The sequence below is a fragment of the Marinifilum breve genome, from assembly GCF_003202155.1.
GTDB classification, from domain to species: Bacteria; Bacteroidota; Bacteroidia; order Bacteroidales; family Marinifilaceae; genus Marinifilum; species Marinifilum breve.
The window spans coordinates 456951-473361 of sequence record NZ_QFLI01000003.1; the positions used below are offsets into that span (position 1 = coordinate 456951).

At 36.5% G+C, this 16411-nt stretch carries 8 protein-coding genes; all 8 read right to left on the minus strand.

From position 1 onward, the window contains the following. Window positions 1–10 precede the first annotated feature (10 nt). Window positions 11–1846 carry a surface glycan-binding family protein gene (locus tag DF185_RS09540; RefSeq protein WP_110360510.1) on the minus strand — a complete coding sequence of 612 codons (1836 nt, stop codon included), beginning with the start codon at window positions 1844–1846 and terminating at the stop codon, window positions 11–13. A 405-nt stretch (window positions 1847–2251) separates the two neighbouring features. After that, entirely contained in the window at window positions 2252–3781 is a 1530-nt protein-coding gene (locus DF185_RS09545; RefSeq protein ID WP_110360511.1) for a RagB/SusD family nutrient uptake outer membrane protein, read from the minus strand. Window positions 3782–3793: 12 nt separating this feature from the next. Next, a complete protein-coding gene (locus DF185_RS09550) occupies window positions 3794–6796 on the minus strand; it encodes a SusC/RagA family TonB-linked outer membrane protein (RefSeq protein WP_110360512.1) in 3003 nt (1000 codons plus the stop codon). 805 nt (window positions 6797–7601) lie between these two features. Beyond that, window positions 7602–11624, minus strand: a complete 4023-nt coding sequence (locus tag DF185_RS09560) for a hybrid sensor histidine kinase/response regulator transcription factor (protein ID WP_110360514.1) — start codon at window positions 11622–11624, stop codon at window positions 7602–7604. A 292-nt stretch (window positions 11625–11916) separates the two neighbouring features. Next, window positions 11917–13236: an MFS transporter gene (locus DF185_RS09565; protein ID WP_110360515.1), complete on the minus strand. Its 1320-nt coding sequence runs from the start codon at window positions 13234–13236 to the stop codon at window positions 11917–11919. Window positions 13237–13270: 34 nt separating this feature from the next. After that, window positions 13271–13939 (minus strand): bifunctional 4-hydroxy-2-oxoglutarate aldolase/2-dehydro-3-deoxy-phosphogluconate aldolase, encoded by a 669-nt coding sequence (locus DF185_RS09570; protein ID WP_110360516.1) that lies wholly within the window; start codon window positions 13937–13939, stop codon window positions 13271–13273. Window positions 13940–14047: 108 nt separating this feature from the next. Further along, on the minus strand, window positions 14048–15088 hold the full coding sequence (locus DF185_RS09575; protein WP_110360517.1) for a sugar kinase: 1041 nt from the start codon (window positions 15086–15088) through the stop codon (window positions 14048–14050). Between the two features lie 24 nt (window positions 15089–15112). After that, entirely contained in the window at window positions 15113–16375 is a 1263-nt protein-coding gene (locus tag DF185_RS09580; protein ID WP_110360518.1) for a DUF4861 domain-containing protein, read from the minus strand. Window positions 16376–16411 lie beyond the last annotated feature (36 nt).

Consider the following 16411-nt stretch of genomic DNA (forward strand, 5'->3'; position numbering starts at 1 on the left):
TTCAAAGGTTTTATTTTCTTAAACCACTTACTTTGAAATCCTGTATATATGTAGTTCTGGAAAGATTCTTAGGATCTCCATTATCCTCAGGAATCAAGAAACTTTTGTGGCGAAATGCAATGGTAACAATTTTGCCATCATATGCACTTAAATCAATGGTTCTTGCCTGAGAAAAGGCGAAATTATGAACAGATGCAAAGTTTAGATTAATCCAAGTAGCTGTTTCTACATTGCCTGCAAAGTTTTCAGAAATTACAAGCTCTAGAGTATTATTCGCATCAGTTCCATATTTAGAATAAGCTGCAAAATCCAATTGAGAATTGATGTAATTGGTCAAATCAATATTCTCAGCATACAACCAATCATCATTTACAGATTTCTTTGGAATCATGATTGCTCCTCTGGCACTTTCATTATTTGCATCTTTAACGCCCCAGTTACCCCAACCGTAGTTCCACTTATTATTACTTGCCTGAACTGGATCTGTCTCCAAGCTCACTTCTTTCATGTTACCTAGGTTCTTTTCGCCAGTAACAGCACTTAATGCATCCCATCCATCTTCGAAAACAACTTCTGGTGTTGCTACTTGGATAGTAACAGTAATCACATCAGCAAATGTAACTTCACCTTTTACATTTGTTGCTTTAACAGATAGAGTGTAATCTCCTACCGCAAGAGTATTGTCTTTTGCAAGACTGATAACTCCAGTAGCAGCATCAATTGCAAACGCTCCTTTATCATCAACCAATGCATAGGTAATTGGTGTTGTACCTACCACAGTTGGCTGTGTTGATTCAAATGCAAAACCTTCATTTACAATATAAGAAGTAGTTGAGTACTGTAGATCTGATGGTAGTACAGCTTTGATCTCAACAATTTGGAAAGAAACTGCATTTTCAAATTCCACACTTCCATGAGTATTTGTTACTACAACTGTTAATGGGTAATCATTAATTTCTAGCGCATGATTCTCAGGTAATGAAATCACCCCTGTATTTTCATCAATCGTAAATTCGCCATAATTATCCTTCAGAGCATATGTAAACGGACCTGTACCTTTTACTGTTGGAGCTGCACTTTTCTTTGCTTGCTTTTGTTGTACGTCAAGATATTGTTGAGGTGTGTATACTAAACTATAAGGCTTGGTCTCCAAATTAACCATTACCACCTCGCTAAATTCTGTATCTCCAGCGATATTGCTAACCTTAACACTCAACTTGTAATTACCTGCCTCAAGATCTGAATCAACAGGAAGAGAGATTTCACCTGTAGCTGCATCAATTACAAAATTGCTTTCCTCAATCAAAGAGAATGTTGCAGGCTTTGTTCCTTTGAACACAGGTTTAGTTGTTTTCTGACCTTCTACTCCGCGTACAATAGTCTGTTTAAAAGGAGCATATTGTAGGCCTTCGATTGAACTTGGTAAAATTCTCAATTCAAATGCCGAAGCAAAATTTCCTTCCCCTGCCTTGTTCGTAACTTTAATATCCAACTTGTATAATCCTGCAACCAACTCATTGTCATTGGCAAGTTTAATTACACCTGTTGAATCCTTAATAGTAAATACATCTTCAATGTAGACACCATTGTCTTCTGCAACTCCACCTGCAATTTCGAATATAGGTTGAGAATCGGAAAAAATCACAGGTTGTGCAGATTCCATTCCTTTACCTTCATACACTTCGGTAACTGAAGCATAACGCAAACCACTTGGAACCAAAATATCATCTGCAGAATCACTTTCATCATCGCATGAATATGCAACTACTGAAAGCAAGGCTAATGCCACTGCCAACCATTTGGATCCAAAACGCCATTTGTTTTTACACTTTTTTGAATAATTCATTGAATTACGTTTTGATATTAGATTAGTATAAGATTTCCAAGATCGTTCCGAAAACGACTGCGTAAATGTATCTTTGCTGATATCAGCCTATGTGACATTTTTATTCAAAACATGTCCAATATCATTCAGTATGTACACTTCAAGTACGAAAATCCAACTAAGCAAACGTTTTTCACCTATTGATGAATAATTTTGGATGCAAAAATATCAAAGTTCAAAACTTCTCAAACTAGTTATATAACAATGTGATATAAAAACAGCTTATAAAAGGCAGGAATTGCATTTGGGAATTGATCCTAAATATTCTGTATTAGATCAACTAAATAGAAAACTATTCCTTTTCTGAGGATATGGGAAAGAAATAGAAAATAAAAAGTCGGTACAAATTGTACCGACTTCCTTTTATTATAAATCTGGATTAATAAGAATATCTCTGGCTGGCGTAGGGAATAAATATTTGTTTTCTGTAATTGTGGAAGGATCGAAGTCACTTCGCTCATCAGCATGATTCATATTTGCTTCCTTTACCATCTTACGACGAACTAAATCGTGCCAACGCTTCATTTCGAATGCAAATTCCCAAGCTCGCTCCTGAAGTACCGCAGCATCAAATTGTTCTTTTGTAGCTCCAGCACCAAGTTTTTGAGCTTCATCTGCGCTTCCCAGGTAAGCACGATCTTGTACTTCCCACAATGCAGCATACGCTTCAGCTGATGGAGATCCCTCTGCCAAGTTAGCGGCTTCAGCATAAATCAACAAAACATCAGCATAACGGAAAATCGGGAACAAACAGTTAGAAGTAGCTTCTTTCCAAGTAGCACCACCAATATCTCTAAATTTTGCAATGAAAGGATGTGCTTCCACAGAATTCTCCCAAGAAAACCATTTAGACTCAGGCATCAAATTCCCCTTCTTGTCATATTTAATGGTTTCATAGATGGTCCATTCCTTACGGTTATCGTTAGGATAGTTACGAGCAAACTCTTTTTCTACAAGAACTTCTCTCCATCCACCTTCATCCTTACCTCTAAAAGCTTTATTTCCAAAACTTCCATAGTTTCTACTAGAAGCAAAATCAGGATAAAACGCGAAAATATGCTCTTTTTCGGTCAATTGATCTGCATAACTCCAAAGCGTAGAAAAATTACTTTCTAATTGATAGTTTGCAGCATCAATTATCTCCTTGGCCTTGTCGGCAGCCTTCTGGTAATATTCAGTCCCTTTTTCAAGAGGCCAACCTGCCATATGCAAATACACATATGAAATAAGTGTTCTTGCAGCATCTAATGTAGGGCGCCCTTTCTCTGATTGTTCTACAGGCAACCCTTTTTCTGCTTCCAATGCATCAGTTAAAATAAAATCATATACATCTTCAATAGATGATTTTTTTACATTCTGTGCATCTCCACCATTCAACAACTCTGTTACAATTGGTACTTCTCCCCAATAACGTACAAGGTTAAAATAAGCAAAAGCTCTCATAAAACGCACCTCTGCGATACGTGCTTCTCTTACTTCATCAGCCATTGGTATTTCTTGAATTCTATCAAGATTATTCAAGATATTATTTGCAGCACCAATCCCTCTGTACAAAGCCTTCCAAACCATCTCAAGATCGTTGTTCTCAGTAGAAACTTCAAAATCATCAAACTCAAGTAGTCTTTGTTTGTTTAGTCCACGTGTTGAAGTAATATCATCAGCACCACAATTCAAACCCCAACCACGACTACTTAATCCTAGCAATCTGGCATCATCCTTATAGATGTAATTATAAATTGGATAAATGGAAGCATCCAACTCCTGTTCTGTAGAAAAGTAATTATCTGGGCTTAATAGATAGGTATCCTCTTCATCTAAAAAGCTACAGCCTCCTAATAGGCTCGCTCCTATCAACAAGCTAAAACCAATATTTAATTTATTTATAAATCGTTTCATGTGATTGTAAGTTTAAAAAGTAAGATTAACACCAAAATTGATAACTTTTGCCATTGGGTAAGGAGCTCGATCAAATCCAACTCTATAGTCGGAATTATCCGATCCGCCAGGATTATTTACCTCTGGGTCATAACCTTTATAATTCGTAGATGTCCATAAGTTTTGTCCGCTTACATATACACGCATCTTTTCAATATTAAAGCGCTGTAGGAATGATTTATCAAATGTATATCCTAAAGAAATATTGCTTAAACGAATGTATGAACCATCCTGAACCGTTGCAGAAGAGTTATCCAAATAAGAAGTCTTGTAGGTAGTACTAAATGCTGGAATTTCATTACTTGGATTTTCAGGTGACCAACGATTTAGAACATCAACATTTGTAGGATCCTGATTACCCCATCCCATAGAACGGCTATAAACCTCATTCTTGATATCGTTTCCAAAAGTTGCTGTAAACAAGATATTCATGTCGAAGTTTTTGTATGAAAGTGAATTCGACCATCCCATAGTACATTTTGGATAACCATGACCAATAATAGTTCGATCATCCGCAGTAATTGCATTATCATTATTCAAATCAACAAACTTTGCATCACCAGGTTTGTTTCCATAAACAGCTGCCTGATCGGCTTGATCCTGCTGCCATACACCATCGAATTTGTAACCGTATAATAATCCTAGAGATTCTCCCTTTTGAATAATAGAAAGAGCCGTATTATCACCCATTACAATCTTCTCTGTTTCGCCTAGGTCTAGAACTTTATTTCGGTTAATGCTAACAGTTACATTACTATTCCATTTTAATTCTCCGAAACTTTGATTGGTACCTAAGTCAAACTCAATACCTTTATTTTCTACTTCACCTAAGTTCTTGAATTCTGACTTAAAGCCAGTATAATATGGAACTGCTACCTCAAGTAAAAGATCTTTGGTTTTCTTGTAATAATAATCAGCAGTAAGAGTTAATTTCCCATTAAATAATGCCAAATCGAACCCTAAATCAACCTGTGATGTTTTCTCCCATGATAAGAATGGATTATTTGAACGGGCAGGAGCAATACCCACACTTACACTTGTTCCATCAATAGGATAATTTACTCCTGTACTCATCAAACCTTTTGATTGGTAAGGTGCAGTTGCCTGAGAACCTGTAATCCCAAAACTTGAACGTAATTTTAAATTATCAAGAAAATCAAAGTCTTTCATGAATGATTCTTCAGATAGACGCCACGCGAAAGATCCACTTGGAAAATATCCCCACTTGTGATTCTCAGCAAACTTCGAAGAACCATCTGCTCTCATAGCAAGTGTAAACAAATATTTATCGTTGTACACATAGTTCAAACGTCCCAAGAAAGACATCAACTGCCAATCTACAAATGAAGATGAAGGAGAAAGTGGTTCCTTACCTAAGGATACATCATAGTAGCCATTTTCAACATCAAAGTTCTTCACACCCAATCCTGATTTTTGAGTCTTCGATCCTGTTTGCTCATTCACAAAAGTAATGTTGATTTTATGCTTTCCTACTTCCTCCTTATATGTTAGAATATTGGTATTCTGCCAAATAACCTCTTTTCGATTATTAATATTTGCTCTCCCATTATCACCTTCTCCGCCATAAGTATTCACACTAGAATACATGTTAGATACGTAATCTCTGGTGCTATAACCTCCAGAAACTCTCAGATTCAGTTTGTCTGAAATTTTATAATCGAAGTAAGCATTTAAATTTTGCTTCACATTTTCCACATAATGGTTTTGCTCCATATAATCAGCAACCGGATTCGATACTGTAGCAGATGATGAACGTGTATAATTTCCATCTTCATCGAAGATTGGTAAAGTAGGCTCCATGGTAATCGCATCATTTGAAATAGAACCATTTGGCCAGCTTAATTTGTGTGGTCTATCCTTACTTAGGATTCCGTTAATACGGACACCCATCTTTAGCTTCTCAGACAGATCAACATCTACATTGGCACGGTAACTAAACCTTTCAAAATTTGAATTCTTAAGAATCCCCTCCTGATTTAGGTATTGACCAGAAAATAGAAAGTTGAATCCATCCTTTTTCCCACTTACCGAGACATCATGATTATGCGTAAGAGCTGTACGATAAACCTCATCTTGCCAATCTGTTCCACCATTTCTTTTGAATCCATCTATCTGTTCAGCAGTATATTCTTCAGATCCACCTGTTTGAGTACGTTTTTCATTAATTACTTCAGCATAAGTAGCTGCATCCATCAAATCCATTTTATTGGCCAATTTCTGGATACCCATATAACCATTATAGCTAATCTGTAATTTACCTTCTTTTCCACCTTTCGTGGTTACAAGAATAACACCATTCGCACCTCGAGATCCATAAATTGCAGTTGCTGATGCATCCTTCAAAACCTCCAATGATTCAATATCATTAGGATTTAAATCTGAAAGTGATTGACCAATAAATCCATCAACAATTACCAATGGAGCATTACTCCCGTTAATAGAGTTGATTCCTCGAATTCTAATTTTGATATCTCCACCAGGAGCTCCACTATTAGATTGAACAGAAACCCCTGATAATTTTCCTTGCAATGCCTGACTTACATTTGGTGTTTGAATGTCCACAATTGATTCCGCTGACACTCGAGAAGTAGCACCTGTTAAATCACTTTTACGCATGGTTCCATAACCAATGGCAACCACTTCATCCAATCCAACATTATCAGCTTGCAACTCTACATTAATGGTTTGCTGATTTCCTATTTGGATTTCTTGTGATTTCATACCAACAAATGAAAAAATCAAAACATCATTACCTTCGGGTACTGATAACACATATTTTCCATCAAAATTAGTAGTAGTTCCTATAGAAGTTCCTTTCACAATAACAGAGGCTCCAGGCACTCCTAATCCATCTTCAGCCAATGTAACGGTTCCGGTAACGGATCGTTCTTGTGCTTGTAGAAATTGTATCCCCATTATAAATAGGGCTACAAATAGTCCAATAGTTTTTTTCATTAGATCATAAATTGTTTATAGGTATAGATAGCACTCAAAACATTTTGCATATTTCGAACACCTCTCCAACCGGGTTTAGTAAATTAAGTCAATACAAATATTCTGGTCCCAAAGACAGTATTTGAAACCATCTATTCACCTCCGTCTGCATGATTCTTGAATATTTGTATAACTTATGGTTTCGCAAACGAATGCATAAATGTATAATCAGTATATAATTAACATTTGTACTTTCGTTCAAAACATCTCCAATATCATACGCCAGCTGACTTTAAGCAATTTATAGTGTGATTTATGGACGATTATACACACAAGTGAACGATTATGGATACTTAGAATGCAGTGGAAAGTTATTTATTAAGAAACCACACAGGAATGAAATGAAATTTAAACAAAAATAACCTATCAAATTATAGGTTTTATGATCCAAAGAATAAGTATACTCATTCCAACATATACAATTTTCTTGTTAAAAGAAGTAATTGGATTCCGCACTGAAGCGCATAGTTTACCAATAGAAGCATTTTGGTTTTGTATAGACACATTTCGGTTGCCAATAGAAGCATTTAGGTTTCGAATAGAACTGTTTTGCTTATTTATAAAAACGTTTAGGCTAGAGAACCTCAAATTTGGGTTTGCCAACCTAAACAGATCTATTAGAAACCCCACATTTGGGTTCATGAACCTAAATGGAACAATAACGAACCTAAACGGAACATTTCGGGACCTAAATAAACTCAAACCAATAGAACCAGATATTCGAGTCTGTTCATTAAAGTATGTCCAGTAAAATTGCAGCAATCCATTAATTTGGATTTTCCCCTTTGGCGTATTTCGAAGGAGAAATCTTATATTGATCGCTAAAACATTTACTGAAGTAACGAGGAGTAGTAAATCCTACAGCATAGGCAACCTCCGAAACGCTAACTCCTGATTCCGATCTAAGCATGATGGCTGCCTTTTTCAGCCTGCTACTCAAAATAAATTCATTAGGTGTTTGTCCGGTAATGCCTTTAATTTTTGCATACAAACTGGTTCTTCCAAGACACATTTCCTGTGCAAATGTATTCACATCAAATTTGGAATTATCCATATGTTCGTCTACAATTGCAATGGCCTTTTCTAGTAGTTCTGCATCCAAAGTATTTGAAGTAATATTCTTAATTCCCAGCGTTGGATTAGTTCTGAACTTATCCTGTAAAGATCTTCGTGATTTAATTAAATTTCGACACCTAGCCTGCAGAAACTTCATATTAAAAGGCTTGGTAATATAATCATCAGCTCCTAGCTCCATCCCTTCAATTTTATATTCCAAAGCATCTTTAGCTGTAAGCAGAATAACTGGAATGTGACTTGTTGTAATATCATTCTTCAACTGCTGACACATATCTGTACCACTCATTACAGGCATCATCACATCACTTATAATTAAATCAGGTTGCAGCTCTTTGGCTCTCTCAAGTCCTTGTTCTCCATTCTCAACGGCAACAATAGTATATTCATCTTCAAATGAGGAACAAAGCATTTCTCTAACCTCTGCATTATCCTCTACAATTAAAACTGTAGCACTATTACCCAATGCCAACATTTTCAAATCTTTCACCTCTGATTCGACAGTTGGATCTGATAAAATTTTTGTATTTGTGTTAATTTCAAAACATTGTTCTTCATCCCAAACAACGAATTCTCCCTTTAGATGACCTTTCCCTTTCGGCAAGTGAATCTCAAAACATGAACCTTCTTCATGCTTACTTTCTACATGTATTTTTCCACCATGTAAATCAACAATCCCTTTAGTAAGCGCCAACCCAATTCCTGATCCCAGGTGTTGATGTTTTTGCTGACCGATATTGTCTACCTGATAAAATCTATCAAAAATCTTATCAATATATTCTGAAGGCATACCTTCTCCGGAATCAATTACCTTAACCACAACGTCTTCTTCATGGTTATCAACCAAAACATATATAGAACCTCCATCAGGAGTAAATTTAAAGGCATTGGAAAGAAGATTAAAAAATACTTTTTCCATCTGGCGAGCATCAAAAAACAAAGGAATTTGATCTTGGTGACAGACCAATTTGAAATTCAGATTTCTTTTTTTTGCATATTCATGAAAAGAATCGAAAATCGTCTTGACAAAAGCTATAAAGTTGTGCTCATTCACTCTTAATTTCATGTGCCCTAACTCCTGTTTTCTAAATTCAAGAAGTTCATCAATAAGATTTTTGAGCCTTGAAGAATTCTTATAGGCAACCAAGAGCTTATTGGAAAGTTTAGGGGCAAGGTTCGATTCGTCAAGTAAAGCTTCCAGCTGACCAAGAATCAACGTAAGCGGGGTTCTGAACTCATGAGAGATATTGGTAAAAAATCGCAGCTTGGATTGATTCAACTCACGAATTCTTTCTTTATCTACCTGTTCTTTTTTTAGATTCTCTTCAAGGATAGCCTTTGAAATAAGCATCCTATTCACATAAATTAAAATAAGCACTACAATAGCCAAGTAAATGATGTAAGCCCACCAAGTATTGTAAAACGGAGGATCAATTCGAATCGCTAAGCTTGTGGTTGCTCCTATTTGTCCATCTCTATGAGTTTCTCTCACCTCAAATTTATAATCGCCAGGCGACAGGTTGGTATAACCTACAGATCTTTTGTAACCCGCATCTACCCAATTGTTGTCAAAACCAATCATCCTGTATTGATATCTGGACTTGTTTGCTTTTAAGTAATTAAAAGAGGTAAAATCGATTTCAATTACACTATGCTTATAATTAAGATTGATTTGATAGGTAAAAGGAAGGGTTTTCTCTAAAATACCAGTTTCATCCCCAACTTTTACCTCCTTGTTATTCACCTTTAGTGATGTAAAATATAAAGAATGGGATATCTCCTGATTTTGCAATTCCTTCTCCCAGAATGAGACCATCCCCTGAATACCTCCTACAAATACTTCTCCATCCGAAGTAATTTGTAAACCACGTTCATTGATTTCACTCAAAGGGAATCCATTTTCGTAATCATAAGCCTGAAAACGTTCTTCTTCAACATCAAACTTACTTATTCCTTTGCTGGTTGCCACCCACAGAAAACCATATCTTGATTCGGTCACTCCATAAATAAAATCAGAAGGAAGGTTATAATTTGCACTCGAATAAATTTTAAAATCATCTGATTCGGGTTGGTATCTATTCAAACCACCTCCCGAAGTGGCTACCCAAACACGTCGCATATGATCTTGGTAAATCTGGTAGATAAAATCACTGCTAATGCTATTGGCTTCGTTAAAATTTCGACGATAATTCTTAAGCTTTCCAGTATTCAGGTCATGAACACTAAGTCCTTTGCTTTCCGATCCAATCCAAAGGCGATCATTACGATCGATCAACAAAGCCAATATTTTTTGTCCAACCAATAGTTTTTGATCTTCATCTTCGAAATAATCCGAAAACCTTTCTGTTTTAGGATCAAACAATATAACTCCCTGGTTCGTTCCTAAAATTAATTTCGTCTTATAAGGAATAATGGCAGATATCACATTACTCGGAATCGAAAATTCATTCTTATCATTCTTTAAGTATTTTTTTATTCTGCCTGAATTGATATCAAGCATATTTAATCCTCCAAGGTGAGTTCCAATCCACAACCTGTTGTGATTATCGAGGTACAAACTTTTGGCATTGTTATGTGATAAACTATTGACCCCTTCTCCTTTCGTAATATATTTGAATTGCTTTGTTTTCCTGTTATAAAAGTTTACTCCTCCACCTTCTGTTGCTATCCACAAGTTTTTATCATCATCTTCTAACATGGAACCAACAACACGATAATTAATCGATTTATTTTGATCTGAATCCGCCACAAAATAGCGGAAGATGTTTGTTTTGGGATTATAAATATTGATTCCTCCAAAGTATGTTCCTATCCATATGCTTCCTTCCTGATCGCGAAACATGGTATAAATAGAATTATGACTTAATGCATTGGGATTCTTATCTGATTGGTAATAATTAGTAATGCTCTGTTCTTTCACATTCAAAACACTTACTCCCAAAAATGTCCCAATCCATATATTGCCATTATCATCCTCACAAATATCCCTTACTACATCATGTGCCAAGCCTGATTTCCGAGTATAGTGATCCAAAACATTATCATCATGAATGGCATATACTCCTTTATTTTTGGTACCTACCCATAAGGTATCGTTTTTACTTTTATAAACACAGGATACTTCATCTTCTAAAATGGTTATCAACTTCCCATTATTCTTATTGTAATGAAGTAAGCCACGCTTTAGCGTACCAAAGAAAAGCCCTCCAGTTTCATTCTCATAAATTTCAGTTACAACAGTTGATTCTGGTAAAATATGATTTGCCGATTGATACTTTCCTTCCTCCTGATCAAGTATCAATAATCCTCTTTTGGATCCTACCCAAATATTCTCCGCTCCCAAATAAAAACAATTGACATCAGGAAGTGGGTAGTTTTTAATTTCTTCAGTCTCAATATTAATACTAGAAAGGCCTTCCCAGGTTAATATCCAGATTTGATTTTTAGTATTAATCTTTAAGTCACGAATATTATTACCCAATAAACTATTGGGATTTTCTCTGTCATGTCTGAAAACATCAATCTCATAGCCATTGTACCTATTCAATCCATCACGAGTACCAATCCACATGGTTCCTAAATGATCCTGTTCAATAGTAGTAACCGATATCTGCGAAAGACCATCTTTTAGGTCAAGATGATCGAAATAGATATCCTGAGCCTGACACATCAAAATGTCAAACAAAAGAACTAATAGAAGAAAGATTTTTTTCATAGGTTACAGGTATTTTTGGACAACAAGATTTAGTCTTTCTTGTTGCAACAAATTAAATCATTTCCTAGCGCATTCAAAAATTAAATAGACCGGTATACCTATCTGATATACTGCTATTAAACATTACTACCAACAATTCTTATTTTATCTATTTAACAGTCTTGATTTTTACTTGATAAATTCTATTAAATAGATCTAAAAAAAGGCAAAGTCGATTCCAATGAATGCAACTTTGCCTTTAACCAAACAGATTAACAATTATTCAATCGTCAATTATAAAATTATTTTGAAGCTATTCGCTAAGTTGCAAATCCTCGTTTAATGGCTTCAATTTAGGTAACATTAAATGTATGATTCCCAGAATCACAAGATATAATAAACCTGCAACCAAGAACATCCAGAAATAGAATGAGTTTCCTGATGAATCTAATCCAGTCCCTAAAGCAAAGTCTACCAACATACCTGCAATAGCACCAACCATTCCACCGATACCTACTACAGAAGCTACCGCTTTTTTAGGCATTACATCTGAAACAAGGGTAAACAAGTTTGCCGACCAGGCTTGGTGACCTCCAGAAGCCAAAGCAATTAAACTTACTGCAATCCAAACATTGCTGGTTAATGCAGCAAATGCAACTGGAGCAATACACAAAGCACAAATTAATAAAGAAACCTTACGTGCTGCGTTCAAATTCCATCCTCGGTTGATAAAGAATTTTGACAAATATCCACCACCAATACTTCCAAAGTCAGCAACAAGATAAATTACCACTAATGCTCCACCTAACTCTTTAATGCTATCTAATCCAAATTTTTGCTTGAAAAAGATACCACTCCAGAACATAAAGAAGAACCATACTGCATCAGTTATTTTACCAATGGCAAAAGCCCATGTTTGTCTCAATGGCAATACACGAGACCATGGCAATTTTTCAGCTTCCTTCTCAACATCTTTGGTATCGTTATCCTGTAAAATATATTCTAACTCCTCTTTCGATACTTTTGGATGCTCTTCCGGCTTCTTGTAAGTTCTCAACCATAGCGTTACCCAAATTGCACTAAAAGCACCAGTTACCAAAAAGGCAAACTGCCAGTTATCTCCATTCGAAGCTACTACCAGTGGAATAATTGCTGGAGCCAATACTGCTCCTACATTAGAACCTGCATTAAAAATACCTGTTGCAAAAGCACGGTCTTTCTTTGGAAACCACTCAGCAACCGTTTTAACCGCTGCAGGAAAGTTACCAGCTTCACCGATTCCTAAACCAAATCTGGCACCAATAAATCCAACCAATGCAAATGCAGGACGCACTGCTGCATGAAGCATACCAAATATACTCCAGATGGCAATTGATAGTGTATATCCAATCTTGGTTCCAAATCGGTCGATTACACCACCCATTGATACCATACCAATGGCATAAGCAGCCTTAAATGCCATATTGATGTACCCATAATCGGCATTACTCCAATTGAATTTCTCCATTAAAGTAGGGCCTAATACTCCCATAATACTGCGATCCATATAGTTAATGGTTGTTGCAGCAAAGAGTAAGGCAAGAATTCTATATCTGTAATTTCCTGCCGGCTTTTCTAAACCTGTTCCACTCATATTAATTTCTTTTAACGAGGTTATTCTCCTCAGGTTATCTCAATTTCTTAATAATTTCGAATGCTTTGGCTGTGGCCTTTTCAATTGCTTCGTAATCAAACGAACCATCCGCTTTTTTAATCATCAGCTGCGATCCCATTCCAACGCAATGAACCCCGGCGTCAAACCAAGCTTTCAAGTTCTCTTCATCAGGCTTTACACCTCCTGTTGGCATAATTGATGACCAAGGGAAAGGCCCTTTAACAGCCTTAACGAATTCCGGTCCACCAACCTGAGCACCAGGAAAAATTTTCACTACTTCAGCTCCCAGCTCTTCTGCGTATGAAATTTCGGTAAGAGAACCACAACCAGGAGACCAGGCAACCTTTCTTCGATTACAAACTTTTGCCATTTCTGCATTCAGTATTGGAGAAACTACAAAGTTAGCTCCCAACTGAATGTACAATGAAGTTGTTCCTGCATCAATAACCGAACCAACACCCATCATCATTTCCGGACATTCTTTAGCTGCCCATTTATTTAGCTCTGCGAAAATTTCATGAGCGTAATCTCCACGATTCACGAACTCAAATAATCTTGCACCACCATTGTAGCAGGCCTTAACCACCTGCTTACACACTTCTATATCTTTGTGAAAGAAAACAGGAATCATTCCTGTCTCTTTCATCTTTAAAGCAACTTCTATTCTAGTAAACCTTGCCATTCTTTTGCAATTATGAATTATGAGTTATGAATTATTAATTGGGTTAACATTCTACATTAATGCAATATCAACTAATTCATAATTTATAATTCCTCATTTATAATTCAATTATCTTGCTACACGCCCTGAAGCATCACCATCCATTAACTTTTCAACCTCTTCAACAGTTACCTGGTTGTAATCACCATAAATGGTATGTTTCAAACAAGATGCAGCTACAGCAAAATTCAAGGCTTTCTGATCATCATTTGGCCATGTAAGCAATCCGTAAATCAATCCACCCATGAATGAATCACCACCACCAACACGGTCTACAATGTGAGTAATCTGGTAAGTATTATTTGCTTTGAACAATTCCTTTCCATCATACAAGACTCCCGACCATGAGTTATGGTTTGCATTGATTGACCCACGTAAAGTTGTAATTACCTTTTTACAACGAGGGAATTGCTTCATGATTTGCTGAGAAACAGAAAGGTAAGCATCAGCTTCTACGTGACCTCCTGTTACATCAACACCCTCAGGATGAATTCCCAATACCATGGCTGCATCTTCTTCGTTACCCAGAATAACATCGGTACCAGCAGCCAGCTCAGGCATTACTTCATTAGCTGTTTTACCATACTTCCAAAGATTCTTACGATAGTTCAAATCACAAGAAACAGTAATTCCTCTTTCGTTGGCTGCTTTAATCGCCTCTAAACAAACATCAGCTGCTCCTTGCGAAATAGCAGGGGTAATACCCGTCCAGTGAAACCAATTTGCTCCTTCGAACACTTTGTCCCAGTCAATCATTCCTTTCTCGATTTGAGAAATTGCAGAGTGTGCACGATCATAAACTACTTTACTACCACGGCTAACTGCTCCTGTTTCCAAAAAGTAGATTCCCAAACGATCACCACCATATACGATATGCTCTGTGTTAACACCATACTTTTTCAGGTCCATTTCACAAGAACGTGCAATATCATTCTTAGGCAAACGAGTTACAAAACTTGCATCTATTCCATAGTTTGCCAAAGAAACAGCCACGTTCGCTTCGCCACCACCATAGGTTGCAGTAAATTCTTTCGCCTGTGCGAATCTTTCATATCCCGGTGTTGCCAATCGCAACATGATCTCTCCAAAAGTAATTACCTTATTACTCATCTCTATCTATCTTTTCCTTATTATCTATTTTACACTTACCACAATTGGTGAACTCAACTCTTCAGCTTGCTTCGCCATTAGGCTTTTGAAACTTTCCTTTTTTGCCCAGTTTACATTTTCTTTTTCCCACACTGCAAAAAAGTAATGTGTAGCTGCTTTATTATTCGAAATCTTCTGAGTTACAAAGTGAGTTTCTCCAACTGGTTGATTCCATCGGCTGCCTTTAATTACTTTTTCCGGCAATAAAGGAGCATCCCCTGTTCTTACTTTCTCAGCAGATTTCACAAGAATTCCCAATCCAAGGAAATCCTCATTCATTGATTGTTTATCGTGAGTAGCAACACCTGTGAATTCTTTGTTCGCTTCAAATTCGAATGGCTTTTCCTCTTTCAAATAACTGGTAACAATACCTGTTGCCAATTCAGCTTCATCGTCAAGACCTTCAACTGTAACATCACTTTGGAACCAATATTTTCCAGCCCAAATAGAGATTCTTTCGGTAGCACTTAACATCTTACCATCAACATTCCAACCTGATAATTTCAAATCAAAAATGGAACGAACAGGACCTCGTGATACAAGCTGAAATTCAAAACGTTCAACGCTTCCTAATCGATAAAGAGAATCTTTGTGAAACATTGCTAAACCGCCAGCTCCCAACGATGGGCCAACGTGCAATACATCCATTCCCCAATCTGATAATTTGTGGTAAGAACCACTTGTTTTGGTTCCAATTTTATTCATCACCATTTCTGAAGAAAGTTTACCGAATAAATCTTTTGCATTACGACAGTCGAAGTAATTTCGGAATCCCATAATGTCATTTTCCCAGCTTACACTTTCCGCTTGATATTTTACAGGAACACCAGTATATCCTTTTGGAGAAACTGCCTGATCAACACCTTCAAAACCTTCTTCAATACTACCTTCACCCAAACGAACATTGGTACGAATAGTATATTGTGGAACTTCATTTAATGAAACCAATTTTACTTGAGGACTTTTGGTTTCGTTTGAGGCAAAATTGCTAACAAATACCAACTCATCCCAATTTCCATCACGGTCCAAATCATCAACCTGTGATGGTATATGTTTGCCATCGGCTCCTAATACAACAGGAACCTTATCGGCAGGAATTTCACCTACTAATTTCTTTACATCTGCCCTATTAATAATAACAGGTGCATCTGTTCTATTTTCAAGCAATTCATTTTTCAACTCTAAGGACGGAGTAGTACAAGACTGAAAAACAAAAGCAAAAGCAGCAACAACAAAATATCTTTTCATGGTCTTTTCTATCAAAAGTGCTTATTCAACTAGCTC

Bases quoted from the DNA above. Each gene is read 5' to 3' on its own strand.
- DF185_RS09540 (WP_110360510.1), bottom strand. From the start codon at position 1,846: ATGAATTATTCAAAAAAGTGTAAAAACAAATGGCGTTTTGGATCCAAA.
- DF185_RS09545 (WP_110360511.1), bottom strand. From the start codon at position 3,781: ATGAAACGATTTATAAATAAATTAAATATTGGTTTTAGCTTGTTGATA.
- DF185_RS09550 (WP_110360512.1), bottom strand. From the start codon at position 6,796: ATGAAAAAAACTATTGGACTATTTGTAGCCCTATTTATAATGGGGATA.
- DF185_RS09560 (WP_110360514.1), bottom strand. From the start codon at position 11,624: ATGAAAAAAATCTTTCTTCTATTAGTTCTTTTGTTTGACATTTTGATG.
- DF185_RS09565 (WP_110360515.1), bottom strand. From the start codon at position 13,236: ATGAGTGGAACAGGTTTAGAAAAGCCGGCAGGAAATTACAGATATAGA.
- DF185_RS09570 (WP_110360516.1), bottom strand. From the start codon at position 13,939: ATGGCAAGGTTTACTAGAATAGAAGTTGCTTTAAAGATGAAAGAGACA.
- DF185_RS09575 (WP_110360517.1), bottom strand. From the start codon at position 15,088: ATGAGTAATAAGGTAATTACTTTTGGAGAGATCATGTTGCGATTGGCA.
- DF185_RS09580 (WP_110360518.1), bottom strand. From the start codon at position 16,375: ATGAAAAGATATTTTGTTGTTGCTGCTTTTGCTTTTGTTTTTCAGTCT.